Annotated in this window: 18 protein-coding genes; 3 read left to right on the forward strand and 15 right to left on the reverse strand. The window is 40.5% G+C overall.

Annotated features, from left to right (window positions below; genetic code table 11):
* Positions 1-216 precede the first annotated feature (216 nt).
* A complete protein-coding gene (locus tag CLV81_RS01470; RefSeq protein ID WP_146129803.1) occupies positions 217-747 on the forward strand; it encodes a sigma-70 family RNA polymerase sigma factor in 531 nt (176 codons plus the stop codon).
* On the opposite strand, the gene CLV81_RS01475 is transcribed toward CLV81_RS01470, so the two are convergent.
* Positions 744-1,787, reverse strand: coding sequence for a DUF4405 domain-containing protein (locus CLV81_RS01475; protein WP_146129804.1), 1,044 nt, complete (start codon positions 1,785-1,787; stop codon positions 744-746). The genes CLV81_RS01470 and CLV81_RS01475 overlap by 4 nt on opposite strands.
* 32 nt (positions 1,788-1,819) lie before the next feature.
* A complete protein-coding gene (locus CLV81_RS01480) occupies positions 1,820-2,299 on the reverse strand; it encodes a hypothetical protein (RefSeq protein WP_106143296.1) in 480 nt (159 codons plus the stop codon).
* 290 nt (positions 2,300-2,589) lie between these two features.
* On the opposite strand from CLV81_RS01480, the gene CLV81_RS01490 reads away from it, so the two are divergent.
* Positions 2,590-3,420, forward strand: coding sequence for a hypothetical protein (locus CLV81_RS01490; RefSeq protein ID WP_146129805.1), 831 nt, complete (start codon positions 2,590-2,592; stop codon positions 3,418-3,420).
* Between the two features lie 85 nt (positions 3,421-3,505).
* Here CLV81_RS01490 and CLV81_RS01495 read toward each other — a convergent pair whose 3' ends face one another.
* The 8 genes from CLV81_RS01495 to CLV81_RS01530 all read right to left on the reverse strand — a co-directional run bounded on the left by CLV81_RS01495 (position 3,506) and on the right by CLV81_RS01530 (position 15,130).
* Positions 3,506-4,216, reverse strand: a complete 711-nt coding sequence (locus tag CLV81_RS01495) for a gluconate 2-dehydrogenase subunit 3 family protein (protein WP_106143299.1) — start codon at positions 4,214-4,216, stop codon at positions 3,506-3,508.
* Between the two features lie 2 nt (positions 4,217-4,218).
* Positions 4,219-5,943 carry a GMC family oxidoreductase gene (locus CLV81_RS01500; RefSeq protein ID WP_106143300.1) on the reverse strand — a complete coding sequence of 575 codons (1,725 nt, stop codon included), beginning with the start codon at positions 5,941-5,943 and terminating at the stop codon, positions 4,219-4,221.
* Positions 5,944-6,035: 92 nt separating this feature from the next.
* Positions 6,036-6,218, reverse strand: a complete 183-nt coding sequence (locus CLV81_RS01505; RefSeq protein WP_106143301.1) for a CPXCG motif-containing cysteine-rich protein — start codon at positions 6,216-6,218, stop codon at positions 6,036-6,038.
* Between the two features lie 12 nt (positions 6,219-6,230).
* The gene (locus CLV81_RS01510; RefSeq protein WP_313790275.1) at positions 6,231-7,625 is read right to left on the reverse strand and encodes a TolC family protein; all 1,395 of its coding nucleotides are present in this window, start codon (positions 7,623-7,625) and stop codon (positions 6,231-6,233) included.
* Positions 7,622-10,909: an efflux RND transporter permease subunit gene (locus CLV81_RS01515; RefSeq protein WP_106143303.1), complete on the reverse strand. Its 3,288-nt coding sequence runs from the start codon at positions 10,907-10,909 to the stop codon at positions 7,622-7,624. Before CLV81_RS01515 ends, CLV81_RS01510 begins: the two co-directional genes overlap by 4 nt.
* Positions 10,906-12,042 (reverse strand): efflux RND transporter periplasmic adaptor subunit, encoded by a 1,137-nt coding sequence (locus CLV81_RS01520; RefSeq protein WP_106143304.1) that lies wholly within the window; start codon positions 12,040-12,042, stop codon positions 10,906-10,908. Before CLV81_RS01520 ends, CLV81_RS01515 begins: the two co-directional genes overlap by 4 nt.
* Positions 12,043-12,196: 154 nt before the next feature.
* A complete protein-coding gene (locus CLV81_RS01525) occupies positions 12,197-13,081 on the reverse strand; it encodes a leucine-rich repeat domain-containing protein (RefSeq protein ID WP_106144861.1) in 885 nt (294 codons plus the stop codon).
* 132 nt (positions 13,082-13,213) lie between these two features.
* A complete protein-coding gene (locus CLV81_RS01530; RefSeq protein ID WP_106143305.1) occupies positions 13,214-15,130 on the reverse strand; it encodes an ABC-F family ATP-binding cassette domain-containing protein in 1,917 nt (638 codons plus the stop codon).
* 65 nt (positions 15,131-15,195) lie between these two features.
* On the opposite strand from CLV81_RS01530, the gene CLV81_RS01535 reads away from it, so the two are divergent.
* Complete coding sequence (locus CLV81_RS01535) at positions 15,196-15,600, forward strand: DUF983 domain-containing protein (protein ID WP_106143306.1); 405 nt, start codon at positions 15,196-15,198, stop codon at positions 15,598-15,600.
* On the opposite strand, the gene CLV81_RS01540 is transcribed toward CLV81_RS01535, so the two are convergent.
* From CLV81_RS01540 to porK, 5 genes are all read right to left on the reverse strand, one after another.
* Positions 15,569-16,630, reverse strand: a complete 1,062-nt coding sequence (locus CLV81_RS01540; RefSeq protein ID WP_106143307.1) for an NAD(P)/FAD-dependent oxidoreductase — start codon at positions 16,628-16,630, stop codon at positions 15,569-15,571. The genes CLV81_RS01535 and CLV81_RS01540 overlap by 32 nt on opposite strands.
* Positions 16,631-16,795: 165 nt before the next feature.
* Complete coding sequence (gene porN / locus CLV81_RS01545; RefSeq protein WP_106143308.1) at positions 16,796-17,698, reverse strand: type IX secretion system ring subunit PorN/GldN; 903 nt, start codon at positions 17,696-17,698, stop codon at positions 16,796-16,798.
* A 20-nt stretch (positions 17,699-17,718) separates the two neighbouring features.
* On the reverse strand, positions 17,719-19,299 hold the full coding sequence (porM, locus tag CLV81_RS01550) for a type IX secretion system motor protein PorM/GldM (RefSeq protein ID WP_106143309.1): 1,581 nt from the start codon (positions 19,297-19,299) through the stop codon (positions 17,719-17,721).
* Positions 19,300-19,365: 66 nt separating this feature from the next.
* Positions 19,366-20,019 (reverse strand): type IX secretion system motor protein PorL/GldL, encoded by a 654-nt coding sequence (porL, locus tag CLV81_RS01555; protein WP_106143310.1) that lies wholly within the window; start codon positions 20,017-20,019, stop codon positions 19,366-19,368.
* A 74-nt stretch (positions 20,020-20,093) separates the two neighbouring features.
* Positions 20,094-21,476 carry a T9SS ring complex lipoprotein PorK/GldK gene (porK, locus tag CLV81_RS01560; protein ID WP_106143311.1) on the reverse strand — a complete coding sequence of 461 codons (1,383 nt, stop codon included), beginning with the start codon at positions 21,474-21,476 and terminating at the stop codon, positions 20,094-20,096.
* Positions 21,477-21,550 lie beyond the last annotated feature (74 nt).

Raw genomic sequence — 21,550 nt, forward strand, 5'->3', positions numbered from 1 at the left:
CAAAACAGCACATTTCCTATTTACGAAGTTTTACCCAATGCCGTACTAATTTTTAAGGGATTACGTTTTCTCTTCAGAATAACCACTTTTGATGGATAAAGAAGTCTAGAAATCATTTTTAAAGCAAAAATGGTTACTCGAAGCTTCTTTTTGATAGTTTTATTGCATCATTTATTAGGATTCACGTCTAAACTTATATGATAAAAAGTGAATGGCATGGGTGGTGATATAAGTAAGTATTATGGACCACTCCTTGGTTACATCCAAAAAAGGGTGCATCTCTTCGAGGATGCTGAAGATTTAACTCAAGAAGTATTCCTAAAGTTATCCAAGTCTGATTTAAATTCAATCGGAAATGTAAAGGCATGGATGTACAAAATTGCGAAGAACACAATCATAGATTACTACAGGTCCAAAAAAAGGAAATGGGAGCGGTTGGAAAATGATTTTATCAACGAATCTTTGGATGAAACGAATGCTATTGAAGAACTCAGTCCGTGTATTGCGCCCTTTATAGAAAAACTCCCCGAGGAATACCGCATGCTTCTAAAAATGTCGGATTTAGAAAATATTCCCCAGAAAGTAATTGCGGAAACCATGGACATGAACTATGTCACCGTGCGCTCCAAAATACAACGAGGAAGAAAAAAGCTCAAGGAGATGTTCGCCGAATGTTGCCAAATCACTTCCGGTGGTAGAGGCAGTATAATTTGCCATCAAAAACCCAGTAACTGCTGCAACAACTAAGGTGAATCGCCGTCGACTTTTACCAAAATCCTTTCCACTATTTCCCTGGAAGTGGTAAGAGTTTCCATATTACCGTATATAAATCCGTCCTTCCCGGAATGATGGCCATGGCCAATTAATTCCATCAAATAGTATTTTTTGTCCCTGTTTGCCAAATCCAGTACCGTTTCATAAACCAAAGAGGGTTGTCCCAACTGTCCGGTTCCATTGTGGAACACCTCATCATCCGGAAAATCGAATTCGGAATAAAACTCGTTGTCATCAAAAGCGACATTTATTTCCAGTCTTAAACGGACAATATGCACTGTATCGGTTACTGCTGTTCGAAATCGGAAACTGTTGGGTAAGGTTTCACCTGAAACAGTATCGGCCAAAGGGTTTGTCGTACTAGGGGCATATAATCCGTCAGCCTGTAACACCCCTCTTTTATGGGACCAGACAGGAAGCGCATCGACTCTCCTAAATTCTTGCTCAATCTGTTTTTCGGCATCAAAACTTTTAAAGTTTTCTTTGGTTCGCCCTCCAAAAAAAGTTCCTTTTGCAGTAGCATGCGTCACAAAAAGTGAGGTGATAAAACTATCATCAACACCTTCCAACCATATCGCCATTTGTGGATGCCAATAATGCGGGCCAGCTATCAATTCGATTTCCAATTCGTTTGGCAGATTCCCACTGAAATCAACCACAACAAACTTATCTTTTTCAATCTCTCTAGATTGGTTAGCTCTCATTTTCGTTCCAAATTCCATAAAACTTAAAATCGGTTCCATATTAAAAAGGGACATTCCCAACACCAGAATAAATAGGATTCCAACCCATATAAAAGCACCTTTAGGTCCCCGGCTCGTTACATAACTTTTTAGCCCCTTCCAATTGTTTCGAATATGAAACAACGCCCCAAATAGGAAAAGAAAACCAAAGACCGTATGCGCTGCAGCAACCCTTAAATCGTGGTTGAAAAAGAAAGATAGGATACCTGTAACCGACAAGATAACAAAGCACAAAGCGATACTTGTGCTTATCAGTTTTCGCCGAATCATACGAATTTTTTTATTTGATTCCTGTGACCTTCTTACAATCGCTTTTTAAGGTCCGAAAGTCTTGATTGTAAAAGTGATACCTGTTTGGCTTTGTTTTTAGGGAAATCCACTTTGGTTAGCTGCTTATTCAACTTCTCAGAAAATTCTTTTTGAATGATTTCAATTTCGTCTTTGATGATTTGTAGACTTTCTTCATCAGTTTCTCCCACTATACCATGTATATCATAAGACCGCGGATCAAATGAAATCCCTTCATGATTTTCCATCATGGATTTTAAATCAATAAGACTTAAACGTAAATCAGTGATGATTTTAGCCTCACCAAACTTCGTTTTCGCACCTCTACAAGCAGATAGGGTACAGCCCGAATTTGCTCCAGTAACCGAATGATTATTATTCGAAACTTGTTCTTTGGCTTTCTTTGGGCTTGTCTCACAGGACTGTGCCCATGTTTCCTGAATACTTCCAATAGAAAGTGCAGTAACTAGGCTTAACATAAAATAGTTTTTCATGATATGAATTTTGATTTCCCTTTTAAAGACGAAGAGTGCTACGAAAAGATGCGGTATTGTTTGCATAAAATCATCTCTTCTTCTTTTTCCAGTTCCTTGGTAGTTTTGGACAATTCACCAATATCATTTATGATAAGATGTGCCGAATCGTCCTATTCTATAGATAATTCCGCAAGTTCAATTACTTCTATTGATTTTTTGTATTCAACCCAAGGTACGATACATAACCTTAATTTATTTTTGGTTTGGTATTTGATATTCAAGGAAGTAATACCTTTAACTAAAAAGTCATGGTTTCTTCCAAAATTGTTGCCTTCAGTTTCTTTTATTTCCTTTTAATGCTTCCAATGAAGGCGCAGAATCTGTATGAGGGTACCTTTATGACCAGTGATGGCCAGTTTGGAATGCAGATGAAAACGGTAGATGCAGGTTTTCAAGGTATCCTTGTAGCCAATCAGACCATGTATGCTTTAAACGGAACAAAGACCAATAATGGTCTAAAGGGAATGGTCTATTCAGATGCCGGAAATTACTCGTTTTTTGGCAGTCCTATACAAGGTGGATGGCATATAACCTCTGAAGGCACTTCCTATTATTTTTATCAAATTTCAACGGAACACGAGTTAGCTGGTTTAGATTTAAGCCCATATTTTAAAAAAGGCTCAACAACAAGCCAAAATTCATCAACTACCCAATCATCACAAAACCAAAACACCAAGGTTTCAACCAATTATGCAGGAATCTCCAAACAGGTTTACAACAATCTAGCCGGTAGTCAACTGGTTTATTATCAACGCACGTCCTATTTAAACGATAGCAGGGCAAGTTCCCTCACCTATGTAAATTTCTGTGGTGATGGAAGATTTAGTTTAAACTATGATGGCGGATTTAGTGTTGAGGGAGACTATGGAGGAAATGCCCATGGTGTCACAAGAGGATCTAATTATGGTACTTGGAAAGTTGAAACGGCACCTAATAAGAATCCTGCAGTGGTCCTTTATTATGCTGATGGTCAATCGGGTCGATATTATGTCAACTTAGCTAATCTGCAAGCCGGTCGCTGGAGAATCGGCAATACGCAATATGCTTTGGTAAAAAATAAGATTTACTGTGGCAGATAATCAAAGAATATACTGTTACTCAAGTTGCGAACATACTTTGCCCTTACACAGAATACTCTCAAGCCAAATATCTAAACCATATTTGTTAGGTCAGTAGATTCCCCTCATCATCCCATTCGGCAATGACGCCTCTTTTACTTTGATCTATGCACTTAGCCAACCACTCTTCCTCATAGGCAACTCCATGTTGTTTTAGAACATCCTCTGGGACTCCATTCCAAACATTGGGCATATTTCCTTTGTACCCCAGTTCTTCAATACCAATTTTGGAAGTGTAAAAGCCAGTCATGGTCAAATCTCGAACTGTGGCGAAAAAATTCACTTCAAAAGGTCTTTCCTCAGCTATTACATCAGGGTCGTAAAAAGCAATAGTATCCAAAATAGATTTCTGCTGATTTTCGTTGCAGGATTTAAACTCCAATCCAAATTCCGTGTTGCATTTATGGTCCAGCCACATTAATCCTCCTCGAAAATCTGTTTGGAAGGGGATATGATCCTTGACCATAAATTCTATAAAATCCACAACCTTGGCATCAGATGCGCCTTTGAACTGGTCACTGGGGGGTAAAATAAGGTCGCAAAGAACAGTTAATGTCTCCCTTTCGTGTGCATTGAAAAATTCTTCACCTTGAATTTCGTTAATGATTTCATTCTCCACAGGAGTTCGCCACGCAACATTCTCAGGTTTCTTTACACCAGTCTCCGGATTTTCCTGACCTGGTTTACATCCGTTGGCCACCAAACCTGTGGCCACAGAGCCCAATACGATTGATTTAATACTTTTTCTTCTGTCCATCGCTAAAGGTTTTGTTTTTTTAATTGGTCCACAATGTATTCTGATGCCCTCCAAGACAGTGCCATGATGGTCCACGTGCAGTTTTTGTCCGCCTGGGATACAAAAGGCCCTGCATCAACAATAAAAACATTATCCACTTCATGCAGCTGTTGGAACTTATTGGTCACCGAGGTTTTAGCATCATCTCCCATTCTGGTAGTCCCCACTTCATGAATAATGCGGCCTGGGGTTTGTAATCCATAATCCATGTCCTTTCCCGGTTTATCACCCAACATTTCCCCGCCCATATTGGTCAAGATTTCTTCAAAAGTATTGTGGGCATGCCTTGCTTGATTTAGTTCCAAATCAGACCATTTATAGTGGAAACGTAATACTGGAATACCCCACTCATCCACCGTCGATGGGTCTATTTCACAATAGTTGTCCTTACGTGCAATGGACTCACCTCGCGACGAAACTCCAACCACAGCGCCCCAATATTTCTTTACATCACTTCGTAACATGTCGCCATACCCTCCAACTTTAGTTCCAAAGAATTTGTTGAACTCATTTACATTGAAACCGAAACCATAGTTTGGCATCCCCATGCCTCCCCAAATTTCCAAGTGATACCCTCTGGGAAAATCGAGTTTGGAGTTATCTCCCCACCATGGTGAATACACATGCATTCCTCCAACACCATCCTCGTTGTATGAAGGCTTACGATTCATTAAATCTGGTATAAAAGCTGCCCTATCCGCGCCTGTTGAGTCATGCAAATATTTGCCAACATGATCACTACTATTTCCTAAACCGTTGGGATGTTGGGTACTCTTGGAGTTCAATAATATTCTTGCTGTACTGCATGCAGAAGCACCCAAAACAACCACTTTGGCCTTGACCTTATATTCCTTTCTATCTTCCTTATTTATATAAGAAACTCCTGTTGCCCTTCCCTCTTCATCCACAGTCACCTCTCGCACCATGCAATTGACAAACAAATCAACTTGTCCTCCGTTCTTTTGGGCTGGAAAAATTAAACAGCTCCCTGAAGAGAAATCAGCATAGACGCTGCATGCTCTGCTACATTGACCACAGTAGAAACAAACGCCACGTTCTTTGTTTATCTTTTTGGTCAACATTGACATTCTGGATGGATATACCGGAATATTGGATTTTCTTGCCCCTTTGATGTAAAAAAGTTCATGTAACCTAGGTTTGGGAGGTGGGAGAAAGAAACCATCGGGATCATTGGGCAACCTTTCATTTGTACCAAAAACACCAATCAATTTATCCAAGCGGTCGTAATATGGTTTAATGTCCTCATAACTTATGGGCCAATTTTCTCCATAGCCATCAATATCTTTGTGTTTGAAATCTTTTGGACCAAAACGAAGTGAAATTCGACCCCAATGATTGGTTCGTCCGCCTAGCATGTGAGATCGGAACCAATCGAATTTGGTACCATCTTTATGCGTATAGGGTTCTCCTTCAATTTCCCAACCGCCATAGGCCGCATCAAAGTCACCAAATGGTCTGAATTGTGTGCTTGCCCCTCTGCGTTCGGATTCCCAAGGCCAACGCAGTTGTGTTTTTTGCTCTGGGTTGGCGGGGTCAAAAAAAGGTCCCGCTTCGACAACAGCAACTTTTAAACCCGCATCGGCAAGTACTTTAGTTGCCATACCTCCACCTGCTCCGGAGCCTACGATAATTGCATCGTAGAGGGTTGCATTTTCAATAATTTGCATTCCAGTAGTTAGCTTTTTAGTAATTATTGACTTAAGCTACTAAAAAGTTACAGGATATTGAATTTTTGCTCCTTTAATTTTAAGGGTGAAGATTATTGGCCAAGAATATTGGGTTCAAAAAATACCAATTCATCATATTGAAACACACAGCTAACCTCAATCGGGTTGCAACATACTTCGCAATCCTCTACGTAAGTTTGACTTGAAACAGACCTATCCAGAAGAAACGAGATTTCTTCCCAACAATACGGGCACTGGAAGAAGTGTTCCAACATCTACTCAATCCATTAAATGGAAACATTCATTAGCTGTCCTGTGAGCTGCAACAACTGAAGCTCAGCAAGTTTCGCGTTGTATTTGGCTAAATTCCTACTGGTTTGTGCATTCAGTAGATTGATTTGGGCCTGACGTAGCTCTACCGAAGTAATTTGGCCCAATTTATAGCGTTCATTCGAACGCCTATAATTATCCGTCGCTGTGATAACATTTTGTTGTTGTAATTCAAAAACCTTTAAACGATTTTGAAAATCACCTCTGGCATTTGCTATATCGCGCTTTACTTCAAGTTCAATTTGATTTTGGAGTGCATCTTGAGACTCCAAGAGTATTTTGGCATTTTTTACCTGAGTAATGCCTCTCCCTCCATCAAAAAGATTCCAGGTCAAGGTTGCACCAAGACCGAAATTTCGGGTATTGTTCACATTTACTCCAGGAAAGAAGGGCCCTGGGGCGTTCTGGTTCAGGTTCCATCCATAGAAGCCCGTAAGACCAATGGTTGGAAGAAAAACAGATTTTGCGGATTGCAGCGTATAGTCATTGATGGTCATATTTGATTTGGCTTGAAGCATCCTTACGTTATTTTGCTCTCCTTGCGCGGCAAAATCTTCCAATTGTAGTTCATTTATGAAAGTAATTGTGGTATCCACTGCAAACTTTTTCTCCAAATCCGCATTTAGAACAATATTAAGATCGCGTAGGGTATTCTCCAATAATTGTCTTTCGTTCATGACATTGATGCTGTCATTCACCAAATCTACTTCTGCATTCAATACATCAAGTTTGTTGACCTGACCAAATTCAAAACTGTAGTTTGCCCGCTGCAGTCGGTTTTTGGTGTTCTGATAGGTCTGCTCAAGAACTGTAATGTTTTCTGAAATTCTAGCAGCTTCAAAATACACACTAAACAATTGAAGAATGGTCGTTTCTAGGGTTTCCCGGGCTTGTAGCGATGATAGATTGTACTCTTCCTTCAATCTTTTCATATCGTACCATCGGCCTAAACCATCAAATAACACGTAATCAGCCGTTATTCTGGCGTTATAGCGCTGCGCTTCAGCCTTATACAAATCGGCATCAGGCCTAGGGACAGGCTCCCCTGTTTGTTCATCAATTACGGGGTTTCCTTCCCCGTCACTCAAGAACTGTCCCGGAAATTCAAAAGTAGAATCATCTCTTTGATAGTTGGCGCCGGCAGTACCCGTAATTGAGGGTAGAAATCCAGAATTAAGTACGCTTTTGTTATTGTCAGCAATCTCAACATTGTTTTCCGCGATGAGAATTCCCAAATTGTTCTCCAATGTCAATTTTATGGCTTCCTGTTTGGTAAGAACCTCTTGAGAAAGTAAAGAACAAGTAAACAAAAACGATAATAAGAGGGTGGGCAGGTAGTTTTTCTGCATCATAATATCTCTTCTAATTCTTGTTGGGATTTGTTTTTAACTGGATTTCCATTTGCATGCCCATTTACCGACATAACACCACTTTCAGACAGATGTGCTTCTTCATGTTGTTCTTTAATGGCACGCTCTACTTCTTCTTTGCTGATTTTGTCTCCTGTCCTTAACCACTTCGTACTTACTTTAACGCTATTACTGAAGGACAAGAAAATAGGAAGCATAACCAAAGTGAGCACTGTTGCAAAACCGATACCGTAAGCAATAGAGATTGCCATGGGCTTTAAGAACTGAGCCTGCCTGCTCTTTTCAAGCAATAGCGGGGCTAAACCGGCAATGGTGGTAACCGAAGTCAAAAATATTGCCCTAAATCTCGAACGGCCTGCCTCGTACAAAGCTTCATCGAAATTCATCCCAAGCCTTAAATTTCCATTGAACTTCCCAATGAGTACCAAACCGTCATTCACCATAATACCTATTAAGGCAATTATGCCCAACATGGACAGAATATTTACTGGAAAACCATGTATCCAGTGACCCCATGAAACTGCAGTCAAACTAAATGGAATCAATAATAGCAGCAATAAAGGCTGACTAAAACTTCTGAATGTAAAAGCAATAGTAATATAGATTAAGAATAAAACCACCAAGCCCACAAAATTCAAGGAATCCGTCAATTTGTTTCGTTCACGATTTTGCCCTTCATAGGAAGCCGTAACGCTTGGGTATTTGGACTGGATTTCAGGCATAATATCGTTTCGTATCCACGCCAACATATCCGGTGCACTCGTATTATCAGGGTCCTTTAAATCGGCACTAATTCTGATTTCACGTTGGCCATCCAAATGGTTGATGGCCACATCACCTCGTTGTATATCGTAATTTGCAATTTCTTTCAAGGGAACGCGAGAACCTGAAGGGGTAAGAATACGCATCTCATCCAAATCTGAAATGGAGGACCGATTTTCGCGGTCATATCGCACCCAAACACGTATCTCATCTTGACCTCTTTGAAAGCGCTGGGCCTGAGCACCGAAGAAACCTGCTCTTACCTGATTCATTACATTTCGTAGGTCAAGTCCCAATAAGTAGGCATTATCCTTAAGTTCCAATTGAATTTCCTTGATGCCAGCAGGGTCGTTATCTGCGACATCTTTTAGCAAGGAATTGCCCACCATAGCCCCTTTCAATTCAGTTTTGGCGGCTTTAAGTTCTTCAATGTTATTCCCTAATAGGGAAACTGAAACAGGATCACCCCCAAAGTTTCCTCCCGAACCATAAATTAGGCTTTCCACTCCGAAAACCGGGCCAACCAATTCCCTCAATCTACTGGTGACTACATCAGCTCGTATGGCATCGGGGCGTTCTTCACCGGGAAGAAGGTTAATTACCAAGGTAGCAGCTGATGAACCTGGCCCAACGTTCTTAATCATGTTCTCAAAAAGCTCTTTATCAGTATATCCCAAATATTCTTCGGTAAGCTCTTGGTTTACTATAGCTGCTTTATCTTGAATCAAACTGATAATGGAGTCTGTAACTTTTTCATTAGTCCCGTTGGGCATTAGGAGTTCTACGGCCACTCGATCACTGGCAATTCTTGGGAAAAATGCGGTGCGGATAATTCCCCCACCAATGGAGCCAAACGTAAGAACCAGTGCTAATACAAAAAAGGAGAAGGTCAACATCTTATACTCCAAAGCGAAATGCAACACAGGACTATACAATTTATCGCGCATCCATGCCATGGCCGTATCACCCATTTTATTAATGACACGTAATTGAGAGAATACTTTGGCAATGCCGGTTTTTGGTGCGTCACTTTGCTTTCGTAATGCTTTGGAATGGGCTAAGTGAGCGGGAAGAATTATCAATGCCTCAACTAGTGATACCACCAGTGTCAGGATTACAATTACTGAAACCTCTCCAAAGAAATCCCCAATCCTTCCATCCAAGAAAAGAAAAATGGAAAAGGCTAAAATGGTAGTCACAATTGCCGAAACAATGGGTGGAATCACCTCCAAGGTACCATCGATTGCAGCTTGAATGGGTTTTTTACCTTTTTCATAATGTTGATAGATGTTTTCAGCAATAACAATACCATCATCCACCAATATACCTATAACGATTATCATTCCGAAAAGCGAGAGTACATTGATGGTCACATTGAGCATGGGTGCGAAAACAAACATACCCAAGAAGGCTACTGGCAGACCAAAGGCCACCCAAAAGGCCAAACGTGTATTGAGGAACAGACTCAAGAATAGAAGTACCAAAATCATTCCCATAATGGCATTCTCCGTAAGCAATTGGGTTCTTTGTGTCAATGTGATGGATAGATCACTTACCACATTCAACTGTACATTGTTGTATTTCTCGTTGAATTCGGCAATATATTCTTTCACCCTCTCCGCAGAACCAATTAAATCTTCAGTGTTGGTACTGGTGATGGTCACATTTACCGCAAGGTCATCATTATAATAGGAAGCGTTGGGTGTTTCAGAAAAGCGATCCCGAATTTCGGCTACATCCTTCAATCGGATAGTACGACCGGAAACATCACCTCTAACGACGACATTGGAGAGTTCTTTCCCGTAATATGACCGATTGTTGGCACGAATTAAATATTCTTCTGCATCGGTCTTGATGTTACCCCCAGTAACCAATAGATTGGCATTTGCCACCGCTTGGGCCACTTCGTTAAAGGAGACATTATAAGCCAACAGACTGTTCTCGTTCACTGCTATTTCAATTTCCTCTTCGGGATATCCGGAAATGGCAATTTGAGAAATTCCATCTATGGCCCTAAGGTCATTTTCAACCTGTCGGCCAATCTGTTTTAACGTAGCTAAAGAAATATTTTCACCACTTACAGCAAAACTGATGGTCTGACGTACGGCATCAAGTTTGGAGACTACCAGAGGTTCCATTCCTGTAGGAAAGGTAGGCACCCTATCAACAGCGTTTTTTACTTCCAAAAGCATGAAGTCGATGTCATACCCCTTTTCAATTTCAACATTAATGGAGCCAGAATTTTCGGTAGAGGTTGAAGTCACTCGGTCGACCCCTTCCAATCCCTTTAGATTATCCTCAATTTTAAGGACGATACCCTCTTCAATTTCTTGAGGAGATGCACCAGGATAGACAATGTTAATCAATACATTTTTGGATTCGGTAAGAGGAAAAAATGATGATTTTAAAGAAAGAGCACCTACTATACCGAAAACAAAAAACGAAATAATAATCACGTTTACGGCAACATGATACTTAATGAAATATGAGATTACCTTTTTCATTTTGTTGCAGTTTCGTTGTTTGGTACTCCAAAAACCCTGACCAGCATCCCCGCGTAACCCCCCGAAACGGGCCGCGAAACTATGGTTTCACCATCTGGAACATTCTTTAAGACAACCTTTTTGTCAGTGAAATAAACCGGATTTACGTCTATGACATCTAAAATAGTATCTCGCACAACAAATATCTGATCGTTGTCCAGCAAGAGTGATCTATCAATTTCAATGGCGGTCTCTTCAGTTCTGGCATTAAGGTAAGCCTCTAAATATTGTCCTTCTTTTAGATTTTCTCCCTTAACTTCGATAAACACTGTAATGGTCTGTGTGGTCTGGTCCACGCGTCCATTAACACGTACCACCTTGCCCATATGCTCTTGGGTCTTATCCAAATTAGTAAGGCTTACCTCCTTACCTACCCTTAAAAAGTCGGCATAGGTTTTTGGTACGGCGACCTCTAGTTCATAGGTTCCGGTTTCTATAAACTCTCCCAATTTTTGTCCTGCGCGAACCAGGGAACCCTCCGTAACCAAAGCCTCAGTGAGTACTCCTGAAAATGGGGCAGCAATACCATACTTTGCCAAACGCTGCTCTAAATTCTTGACATTGTAATAATTGGTGTATATCCCTCTACCGGTGATAAAATATTTCTCCTTTTCCGAAGTCACTTCTGGAAGCGGGGGTGTGGATTTTTCTAAATCAAAATTGACCAAATACTCTTGCCACTTCGAAAAATGCTCAGGGTAGTCCAACTGCAAATCGGGCATTATGGAAGTAACCAAGTTGAACAGATTACTTTTGGCCGATTGTACGCTTGCATAATATTCTGATGCATCAATGCGAATTAAAGTTTGGCCAGCTCGATAGGGTTGTCCCGCTTTGAACGCCTTGGCTCCGGGCCTAAAAACCCCTTGTACCTCAGCAAAAAGTTCCACACGGCGTTTTGCCACTAGATTACCATTGGCAGAAATAACAATAGGTACATCACCGTTAGAAACAGTATCCACAAAAACGGTCTTAACCACTTTTTGGGGTCTTGGACGTCTATCTTCCCTGCTATTGACAATAACTCTTGATAGTACAAAAGCAACGATAATAACAACAATCCCGAGTAAAACGGAAAGAATAGTTTTACGCATTATAGAGCTGATTAGTTCAGTGCAAATCTATTGTCTTGGAAGTGGGGTCTTGGTTAAATATTTCATAAATGTTTATGTATTATGCCAAATCATGAAACAAAAAATGGGGATACACGCCTGTATCCCCAAACCAAACAAACTAAAGTATAACTAACTACTCATTATCGTCAACATCTTCAAATTTTGTGTCCGCCATGCGGGTACGTTGCAATTGCAAATCATTAAACCTAGGTTTTAGACTTTCATCATCCGTGTCAAAAACCAAAAATTGTCTAGTGTCCATGGCCTGAATCCCAGTATAAGATTCGAATCTGTTATTTTGAAGCTGTAGTATTTTTAGATTACTCAATTGCGCAAATTCCATCGGTATTTCACCTCCTAATTGATTATTGGCCAAAACCAGTTCCTTTAATTTTTCCAGATTTCCAAGTTCTGCAGGAATTGATCCATCCAAACTGTTTTCAAAAAGACCCAAAGCAACAAGTTTCGTCAGATTTCCCAGTGATTTAGGTATAGCTCCCTTCAAATTATTGCTTGATAGGTTCAACTCTTTTAAATCTTTCAAGTCTCCAAATCCATCCGGTATTTGTCCATTCAAAAAATTGTTGAACATGGAAAACACCTCTAGTTTTTTCAACTGGCCCACTTCTGCTGGAATATTTCCCTTTATTCGGTTCATCTCAAGTCGCAGGACCTTCAGATTTTCCAATTTCACAATCTCTCTTGGCAAAACCCCGGTTATACTATTGAAAGCGAGATTTAGATGTTGAAGATGCCTCAACCTTCCCAAACTTGGAGGCAGAGTACCTTCCAAATTGTTTCTAAAAAGATTGATTTCTACAACATGTTCGTCTTTGATTGTGATTCCCTTCCAGGTATCCACAGGAGAATTCAGGTCCCATGGATTATTCCATTTAGCACCATTGGTACTCTCAAAAAGCTCAATCAATATTTTTTTCTCTTTAGCATTGACCCTGTTTTTAGCAAACGCAAAACCCAGGGAAAACAGGCCAATAAGACAGAGTGAGGTTAGCTTCATTCTTAGTTTCTTCTTGGATTTATAAGAATTCACTTACAAATCAAATAAGAAAGAAAAAACCTACAAAAATTAATGTGTGACCTAAGGCAAATCTGTTGTGAAGCTCAGTAAATCTGTGGTATAGGATGTGAATTATTGTGCCACAATGGTTTCCATCTCCTCAGAGAGTGTTTCCCAATCACCCATCAAATCCTCCAAAAGTTTCTTTTTCCCTTCATATGAATCAAAAAAACCATCTTTGGCTATGGTGGCATCATAATTCATCAGGAGTTGATGATCAATTTCCGCAATCTCCTTCTCCAAAGCTGCAATTCTCTTTTCGACCCCGCTAAGTTTATTTTTGAGAGACTTCAATCGCTTTTGTTGCTGATAGTCATTTTCTTTCGGTGCAGATTTACTCTCGTTTTGAGGTTTATCTTTTCTTTCGATTTTTCTGAAATCTTCAGCTTGCCTCTGTTCCAAATAGAAGTCGATATCCCCTAAATACTCTTTAATGTTCCCGTCTTTGAACTCATACACCTTGTTGGTCAATCCTTGAAGAAAATCCCTATCGTGGGAAACCAAAATCAAGGTCCCCTCAAAACTTTTCAAGGCCTGTTTCAACACGTTCTTGGATTTTATGTCCAAGTGATTCGTAGGCTCATCCATGATAAGTACGTTGAAGGGTTGAAGCAGCATCTTGGCCAAAGCCAATCTGTTTCGCTCACCTCCTGAAAGTACCTTCACATATTTCTCAACATCATCTCCCCGAAAAAGAAACGACCCTAAAATGTCCCTGACCTTGCTTCTGTTTCCTTCGTTAGCGGCATCAACCATGGTATCCAGAATGGTCTTTTCACCATCCAAATAATCGGCTTGGTTCTGGGCGAAGTATCCAATTTGAACGTTGTGACCTAGTTTTACCTCACCTTTATGCTCCAGTTCTCCAACAATTATTTTGGCCAGCGTGGTCTTTCCCTGTCCATTTTGCCCAACAAAAGCGGTTTTGCTTCCTCGCTCTACCAACAAATCAATATCCTGCAGTACTTGTTTTGGGCCATAGTTTTTAGATAGGTCTTCCAAGGTAACTACAACCTTCCCAGGATTAACGGACACTGGAAACCGTACGGTCATCACGCTATGGTCATCTTCATCCACCTCAATTCGGTCAATTCGGTCCAGCTTTTTAATCAGTGACTGCGCCATTGAAGCCTTGGAAGCCTTGGCACGAAACTTTTCAATAAGTCGCTCTGTTTGCTGAATCTGTTTTTCCTGGTTCTTTTGTGCACTTAGTTGTTGTTCGCGTATCTCAGCGCGCAAGGCCAAATACTTTGTATAGGGTTTATTGTAATCATAAATCCGCCCTAAAGAAATCTCGATGGTCCTGTTGGTGACATTATCCAAGAACATCTTATCGTGCGATACGATTACCACAGCTCCAGAATATCCTTTTAGAAACTGCTCCAACCAGATTATTGATTCGATATCCAAGTGATTAGTAGGCTCATCCAACAACAGCACGTGATTGTCTTCCAAGAGCAGTTTGGCCAATTCTATGCGCATGCGCCAGCCCCCGGAGAAGGTGTCCGTCACTTTCGTGAAGTCTTCGCGTTTGAATCCCAAACCTTGCAGGACCTTTTCTGTTTCACCTTGGTAGTTATACCCGCCTATGATTTCATAGCGATGGGTCACTTCGGTAAGGTCCACCATCAATTGGTTATAGGACTCGCTTTCGTAATCCGTTCGTTCTGCCAATTGTTGATTGATATTCTCCAACTCAACTTCCAGAGATTTGATTTCTTGGAATGCTCGATAGGCCTCATCCAATACCGTTCTACCCTGTTCAAAATCTATATCCTGCTTTAGGAATCCAATCTGCGTACCTTTTTCGATAGCTATGGAACCTGTATCCGATTCTTGTTCCTTGGAAAGTAACCGTAGTAGTGTGGATTTTCCTGCACCATTTTTACCAATAAGACCAACGCGGTCTCCCGCATTCAACCGAAATGCGATATCATTAAAAAGATATTCCCCACCAAAGGAAACCGAAAGATTATGGACATTGAGCATTTTATGTAACTCTTATTACCTATTGAACGGAAACCAATCCGTAATTTTGTATAAAATCGCTGCAAATGTTAAAAAAAGGAACTAAACTCTACAGTATTTTAACAGGAAGTTGTCCCAGATGTCACGAAGAACATATGTATGAAAACAAAAACCCTTATACTTTTGGAAAACTCTTCAAAATGCATGAACGTTGTTCCCATTGTGGTTTAAAATATAAGATTGAACCTTCCTTTTTTTATGGTTCCATGTACGTTAGCTACGGGGTCGGTGTAGCGTTCGCTGTTGCGGCTTTTGTTATTTCGTTTTTATTTCTTGGACTGAACTTGGTGAATACATTTATCGCGATTGTAGCGACCTTGGTTGTTTTTATGCCAATCATTATTCGTCTTTCCCGAAATATTTGGATTAACTTTTTTATCAAGTACGAACCTCAGGAACTTAGGGAAGCTCCTGATGGTATTTCTCAGTAAATCTGCCCAGATTGATTTCTGGGTCAATGGGACCCCTATTTTCTACAAAACCAAAAAGCTGTTCTGCAGCATACGGTGCAATAAGCACACCTCGAGAACCAAAACCATTCAAACAATAGAGATTCTTATGAATGGGATGCTCTCCCACCAAAGGTCTTCTGTCCACCACTGTGGGTCTAATACCGGCTACATGGGCCACGACCTGAAAATCGCATTTCAAGAAAGTCTTTAGTTTGGTTAAGAGTTCTTCCTTTGAAGCTTGGGTTGGTGCATTGGTCTTATCTTTCCATTTGTATGTAGCACCTACGCGATAAAGGTCATCTCCTAATGGGATAATAAACACGGAGGATTTTATGACGGATTGTTCCTTTAGGCCTGGCGCTTTTATGGTTAATAACTCGCCTTTTGTCCCATTTAAAGGCAAGTACTTAAAAAAAGGGTTGTTTTTAAGCCCGTAGCCGTCCGCAAAAACTATTTGCTTGGCAAATATCGATTTGTAGGTAATATGCTCGCTATTCGTCCTTAACTGAGAAAAATCGAATGTTTCATGGGCAAAAAGCTCTTTTTTGGTCAAATATTCTGAATAGGCTTCAAGAAGTGTGTGGGTATCCACTCTACCGGTATAAAGCACTTCCCCAAATCCCAATGGGGCATCAATATGCAAATTCAAGTTTTGATGGATGTCCGTTGAAAGGAAGTAGTCCAAGTCCGGTTTATCTGCAGCTTCAAACCACCCATTCTGTTCCTCAATGGAAGCGAACAAACGCAAGACCCTAAGCTTATAATCCAATTTCACTTTTAGCTTTTCCTCCAGATTTTGATAGAAAGGCATGGCCAAATCCATCTGCTGGCGTGCCTTCCATGCCAAGGTGAACCTTTTCAGGATTACTGGGTTGTAAAGACCTCCTGCAACTAATGATGATTGTTGGGAATCGTCTGAAACTACATGAAACGACTTTCCGTTTTTTTCCAGAATTTCACAAAAAGAAATTCCTGCCAAACCACAACCGACTACCAGATAATCTAACATGGGACAAAAGTAACCTTCCCAATTTTTATTTAAAAATCAAGCGTCTAGACTTCTCGCAGCTTCCTCGCAAGCTCGGGACAGGGCTGGGAGTGACACTTTATAAATAAAAAACGCCGCACTAAAGTGCGGCGTTGTATGAATTGAATTGGAAAATTATTTTTTGGCTTAGTACGCCCACATATCCTGCTCTCGGTCGCGAATCACTTCTTTGATTCTATTGGCTTCCAAGAGTTGGAACAGTGCATTGTCAAAAATATAATCGTCTATCTCACGATCACCGTGAACGTTTTCCTCTTTATAGATTACTCCATTGAAGCGTCTTGCGTTCAACAGCATATCAAATGAGATAGGGCGTGCAGAATTACGTTGGTTATACACTTTGGCATCGTGCAAAATCTGTCTTGCGGCTGGATACCAAACCCAGAACAATTCCACTTTGTTTTCTCCAGGGTCTACAGACTCATCGTCAATAAAGTTTACGTCTGGTGCTACTGGGGCAATTCCCAATAGTCTGTATTTCAACTCACCTTGACGCTTGTCAAAGTACCATATTCCCTTGATGCGATACTCTTCAATATCTGCGGCGGTCAAATCTCTTCTGTTGATAAACTCAGCAGAAATCTGCTCACCAGCGTTCAATTGTTCGTATCCCAAGTCAGTTGTATCCACTTTTTGCAAGGTGGCTGACAGGTCATCCAATACACGTTTCTCCGTAAAATAGGAATCAGCATATACCTCTGTCAAGTTTCCGTTTCTGATGTTTTTCATCAGCACGTGATACAATGACCTTCTATCGAGTCCAATACCTATTGTATCGGTAGGATAGTATAGGGGAAAGTTTACACGCTCGTCCAGGTCAATGATTTCCCAAGTGGTCTTGGACCAAAGGATATCCCGGTCGTCCACATAGCCATAGGCCAATGGGGCATCCGCATCCTGTGCGATTTGCGCTTCGGTCTTTTTACCTATCTCATCCGGCATTTTGGCATTCAAAATGTTTGCCTGAGCCATCATCGATACGGGCAAAAGACTTAAAGCTCCAATTACTAATGCATTTTTCCAATTCATGATCTTCAGTATACTTTATTTTAGTTTGTAAGCTCCACTACCACTGGAGAAACTTTCTTCAACTTGTAGCTTCTGTTATTGGTAATGAATGCGTTGATATCAAAAATCTGAACAGCATCACCTCTTCTAGCTCTCTTAAGGGCAGATTTAGCTTGAGCGTTCAATTTGTTACCTTTTACTACGATGGTAGGTTGACCTGGCACCTTGAACTTGAATCCTCCAACAGAAAGGTTCAAATCAAAGTCAAAGTCTTCCAACATAGCGCTGATGGTAGAAATCTCAAGGTTTCTTCTTGGCATTTTCACGCTACCAGCCTCACCACGTACGGTTCCGCTTGGTCTTGGAATATCCTTGATTCTAAACTCAGACTTGGTTGAAATTGGCTTACCATCTGGCAATGTACCAGAAGCTGTAATGGTAACTGTTCTTCCTTTTCCTGGGTTCATAACATACTTGCTACCACTTCTCTTGGATAGACCAGCAGCAGAAGCTCTGACTTTGTTATCTGGAATACCAGGAATGGAAATCGTCATTGGGTTGGCAACTCCACGGTAAACCACATTCATCTTGTCTGCAGAAATTACCGCAGCATTAGGCTTAGTAATTGTAGCGAAAACGTTGTTAACCTCAACAGGAACTTCCTTACCATCCTGCATAAAGTACATAGTACCTTTGATTTCGTGGTCACCAGCAGTACCAGCTCCAATCAACATTTTGATTCCACCTGCTTCAAGAACATAGTCTTTACCTTCAGCTAATTTTCTTCCGTCCAAAGTCAATTCAGCTTTTACAGGAGTAGAAGTTTTGTCAGTCTTGCTAACAATGATTTTACCATCATACTTCTCACCAGTGTAATATGCTGTCTTTGGAGCAGCCAAAGAACTCTGGAAGTTTGTCAAACTAACAGCAGCAGTCAAGTTACCTTCCAATAAGCTTTTCAATACTTCTTGTTCAGTAGTCTTGATATCCGCTTGCAGTTGCGTGATTTTGGTCAAAGATGCTACTAAAGGAAATCCTTCATAGTGATAGTTAATCCAATCTTGACGTGTACCATCTCTTTTCTCGACCTTACCATCATCTTTCTTACCGTCACCGGTTGCGAATCTAGTTTTTACAGCTTCTTTTATTTCCTTGAACTTATCCTTAGGTAAAGAATTCACTACACCATCACGGTATCCTTCAATCTCACTAACGAATTTTTTACCCTCAGACTTCAAGTTATCACCTTGGAAGAATAAGTTGTCCAAATAATCTGACTTATCCATTACAACATAGTCCTTTGGATCTTCCAATCCTTCAACCATGCCTTTTTTAATACCTTCCAAGTAGTTATAATACTTATCCGAAAGCTCTTTTACCTCTTGGGCGTTTTTGTAAAGCGTACCATATTCTTCCTCATTCTCGGAAGCTTTGGTGGCCAAACCTTCAAGGAAGCCTTCGTTACTTGCGGTCATTTTAGTATTGGAAGTCTCAAGCTTTTCGTTCATAAGACCAAAAGCGGCAAGTACTTCCTTACTCATATTCAAAGCCAACATCGCGATGAAGATCAAGTACATAAGGTTGATCATCTTCTGACGTGGTGTTTGTTTTCCTGATGCCATGTTTTTTATCTAATTAGAATTAATAATTAATTTGATTTGGGTTTGGTATATCAATCAATATCCCAATTAGTTTCTGCTACCCATGGCAGATAGCATATTTCCGTATACGCCGTTCAAAGAAGAAAGATTGGTAGCCAAAGACTCCATTTGCTCTTTCAATGCACCAGCATTCTGTACTACTTCCTCGTTGATGGAAGCTTGACGGCTAGCGCTTTCCAATTGAACTTTGTACAAGCTGTTCAATGATTCCATTTGAGCAGCAGCATGAGACAATTCTTCAGAGTATTTCTTCGTGTGTTGGATAGCATCTGTAGTAGGCGCTATGTTTTTAGCAGCACCTTCAAAACTTTTGATGCTTTCACCCAAACTTGAGAAAAGCTCAGAATCGATGTTGGCCTCTTTCAATAGGTCATCCAATTTTCTAGAAAGAATACCTTCAGCTTCTTTAGCTTGCTTGGCATCATTCTTATTTCCTTTGGATTGACCATTGTTCAATTCCGGATATACCAAAGACCAATCGTACTCGTCATCTACTGGTTCAAATGCAGAGATAGCAAAGATTAATGCTTCAGTAATAAGACCTACAGCAAGAAGCAAACCACCTGTAAGGGGTCCAAACTCCCAGTGAAGGATTTTAAATAGTGCACCAATAATTACCACTGATGCTCCAAGCCCGTAGGCCATGTTAAACAGTTTTTTTGTTGATTTTGACTGTGCCATAATTCTAGTTTTAATTAAGTTATATAAATAAGTATTTGGTTACTGGTTAAAATACTATCTTTTATTCTTTATGTTTAGTTGGGAAGACCTCTACGTCCGTTGGTGGAATCTTCTTCTCCCATAAAATCCTGTACGGTTCTAAAGCCGATATAGCTTCTTGCAGAATCTTGGTACTCATAATCCCTGGTACTCACCTGAAGGAAATAAGCAACATCTTTCCAAGAACCACCGCGAATTACCTTTCTTTGGTTCTGTCCAGAACCTACATTTGGGTTCATGGTTGAAAGATATTCGTATGCACCTGGGTCAAAGCTGGAGCTTGTCCACTCAGATACGTTACCGGCCATGTTGTACAAGTTATACTCATTAGGCTCGTAAGATTTTGCTTCGACCGTATACAAAGCTGCGTCTGCCGCGTAATCCCCACGTTGTGGTTTAAAGTTGGCCATGAAACATCCAGTATCACTAATCACGTAAGGACCACCCCATGGATACGTTCCTCCTTCGATGCCTCCTCGAGCAGCATATTCCCATTCCGCTTCGGTAGGTAATCTAAATTGATTTACAAATTGTCTACCTCTACTTTTTTGGTCGTCATTCTTAAACTTGGTTCTCCAGTTACAGAACGCTTTGGCCTGCATCCAGTTCACACCTACAACAGGGTAATCACTGTACGCATCATGCCAAAAGTAATCGTTGTGCATTGGTTCGTTATAGGAATATTCGAAATCTCTAATCCAAACAGTGGTATCAGGATAGATTTCCAATTCCTCATGACGGATAAAGTCTTTTCTTCGACCGTTTTTCGCACGTGCCGCTGCCTCAATATCCATCCAATTATATTTGAACTTCAATTTTGTAACGTCTACAGTTCGTTGTCCGTTATAACTTTCTTCTTCTGGAATATAAAGAGAGTCCATTACCTCAGCATAATACTCATCCGGATAATCAGAAGTATCCCAAACAAGATCTACATCCTTGTTCAAGGCACGTCCTTCGTATCCTGTTTCGCCAAGACCTGCATAGTTATCCAACATATATCGCTCGTAAACCGAAATCTTAGTGGTATCGGTATCCTTAAAAGCATACTCTCCAATTCCATCATCTTCGGCCCCCAATCCCAACTCATCTGCTAGGATGGCTAATTTTGTTCTGGTAATGGAATCTTTTACCCATTCTACGAACTGACGATACTCACTATTCGTGATTTCTGTATCATCCATATAAAATGAACGAACGGTTACAGTACGCGTTGGGGCATTCTGTACCTTCGCTTGGTCTTCCTCGGCTTTACCCATGACAAAAGAACCACGGGGAATCAATTCCATTCCATAGGGTTTTTCAGGGTACCATTTTTTACCCTTTACCCCAACTAGTTCACCTTTTGATCTTGATTTAGAACCGCAACTGGTCAGTAAAAAAACAAGTGCCAGAGATGAAAAGAATAGCTTTCTCATACTTTAGGTTAAATTATTCGATTTAGATTTCTAAGACTTTGCAACACAAATTCATATTTTCAAAACTGTTTTTC

It is taken from the genome of Flagellimonas meridianipacifica (assembly GCF_003001695.1).
GTDB lineage: Bacteria > Bacteroidota > Bacteroidia > Flavobacteriales > Flavobacteriaceae > Flagellimonas > Flagellimonas meridianipacifica.

Excerpts from the sequence above, each read along its gene's own strand:
- CLV81_RS01530 (WP_106143305.1), bottom strand. The coding sequence starts at position 15,130 with ATGCTCAATGTCCATAATCTTTCGGTTTCCTTTGGTGGGGAATATCTT.
- porN (WP_106143308.1), bottom strand. The coding sequence starts at position 17,698 with ATGAATTGGAAAAATGCATTAGTAATTGGAGCTTTAAGTCTTTTGCCC.
- CLV81_RS01475 (WP_146129804.1), bottom strand. The coding sequence starts at position 1,787 with ATGATTCGGCGAAAACTGATAAGCACAAGTATCGCTTTGTGCTTTGTT.
- CLV81_RS01510 (WP_313790275.1), bottom strand. The coding sequence starts at position 7,625 with ATGATGCAGAAAAACTACCTGCCCACCCTCTTATTATCGTTTTTGTTT.
- CLV81_RS01470 (WP_146129803.1), top strand. The coding sequence starts at position 217 with ATGGGTGGTGATATAAGTAAGTATTATGGACCACTCCTTGGTTACATC.
- CLV81_RS01500 (WP_106143300.1), bottom strand. The coding sequence starts at position 5,943 with ATGCAAATTATTGAAAATGCAACCCTCTACGATGCAATTATCGTAGGC.
- CLV81_RS01515 (WP_106143303.1), bottom strand. The coding sequence starts at position 10,909 with ATGAAAAAGGTAATCTCATATTTCATTAAGTATCATGTTGCCGTAAAC.
- CLV81_RS01525 (WP_106144861.1), bottom strand. The coding sequence starts at position 13,081 with ATGAAGCTAACCTCACTCTGTCTTATTGGCCTGTTTTCCCTGGGTTTT.
- CLV81_RS01540 (WP_106143307.1), bottom strand. The coding sequence starts at position 16,630 with ATGTTAGATTATCTGGTAGTCGGTTGTGGTTTGGCAGGAATTTCTTTT.
- CLV81_RS01490 (WP_146129805.1), top strand. The coding sequence starts at position 2,590 with ATGGTTTCTTCCAAAATTGTTGCCTTCAGTTTCTTTTATTTCCTTTTA.
- CLV81_RS01505 (WP_106143301.1), bottom strand. The coding sequence starts at position 6,218 with ATGTTGGAACACTTCTTCCAGTGCCCGTATTGTTGGGAAGAAATCTCG.
- CLV81_RS01480 (WP_106143296.1), bottom strand. The coding sequence starts at position 2,299 with ATGAAAAACTATTTTATGTTAAGCCTAGTTACTGCACTTTCTATTGGA.
- CLV81_RS01520 (WP_106143304.1), bottom strand. The coding sequence starts at position 12,042 with ATGCGTAAAACTATTCTTTCCGTTTTACTCGGGATTGTTGTTATTATC.
- porK (WP_106143311.1), bottom strand. The coding sequence starts at position 21,476 with ATGAGAAAGCTATTCTTTTCATCTCTGGCACTTGTTTTTTTACTGACC.
- porM (WP_106143309.1), bottom strand. The coding sequence starts at position 19,299 with ATGGCATCAGGAAAACAAACACCACGTCAGAAGATGATCAACCTTATG.
- porL (WP_106143310.1), bottom strand. The coding sequence starts at position 20,019 with ATGGCACAGTCAAAATCAACAAAAAAACTGTTTAACATGGCCTACGGG.
- CLV81_RS01495 (WP_106143299.1), bottom strand. The coding sequence starts at position 4,216 with ATGGACAGAAGAAAAAGTATTAAATCAATCGTATTGGGCTCTGTGGCC.
- CLV81_RS01535 (WP_106143306.1), top strand. The coding sequence starts at position 15,196 with ATGTTAAAAAAAGGAACTAAACTCTACAGTATTTTAACAGGAAGTTGT.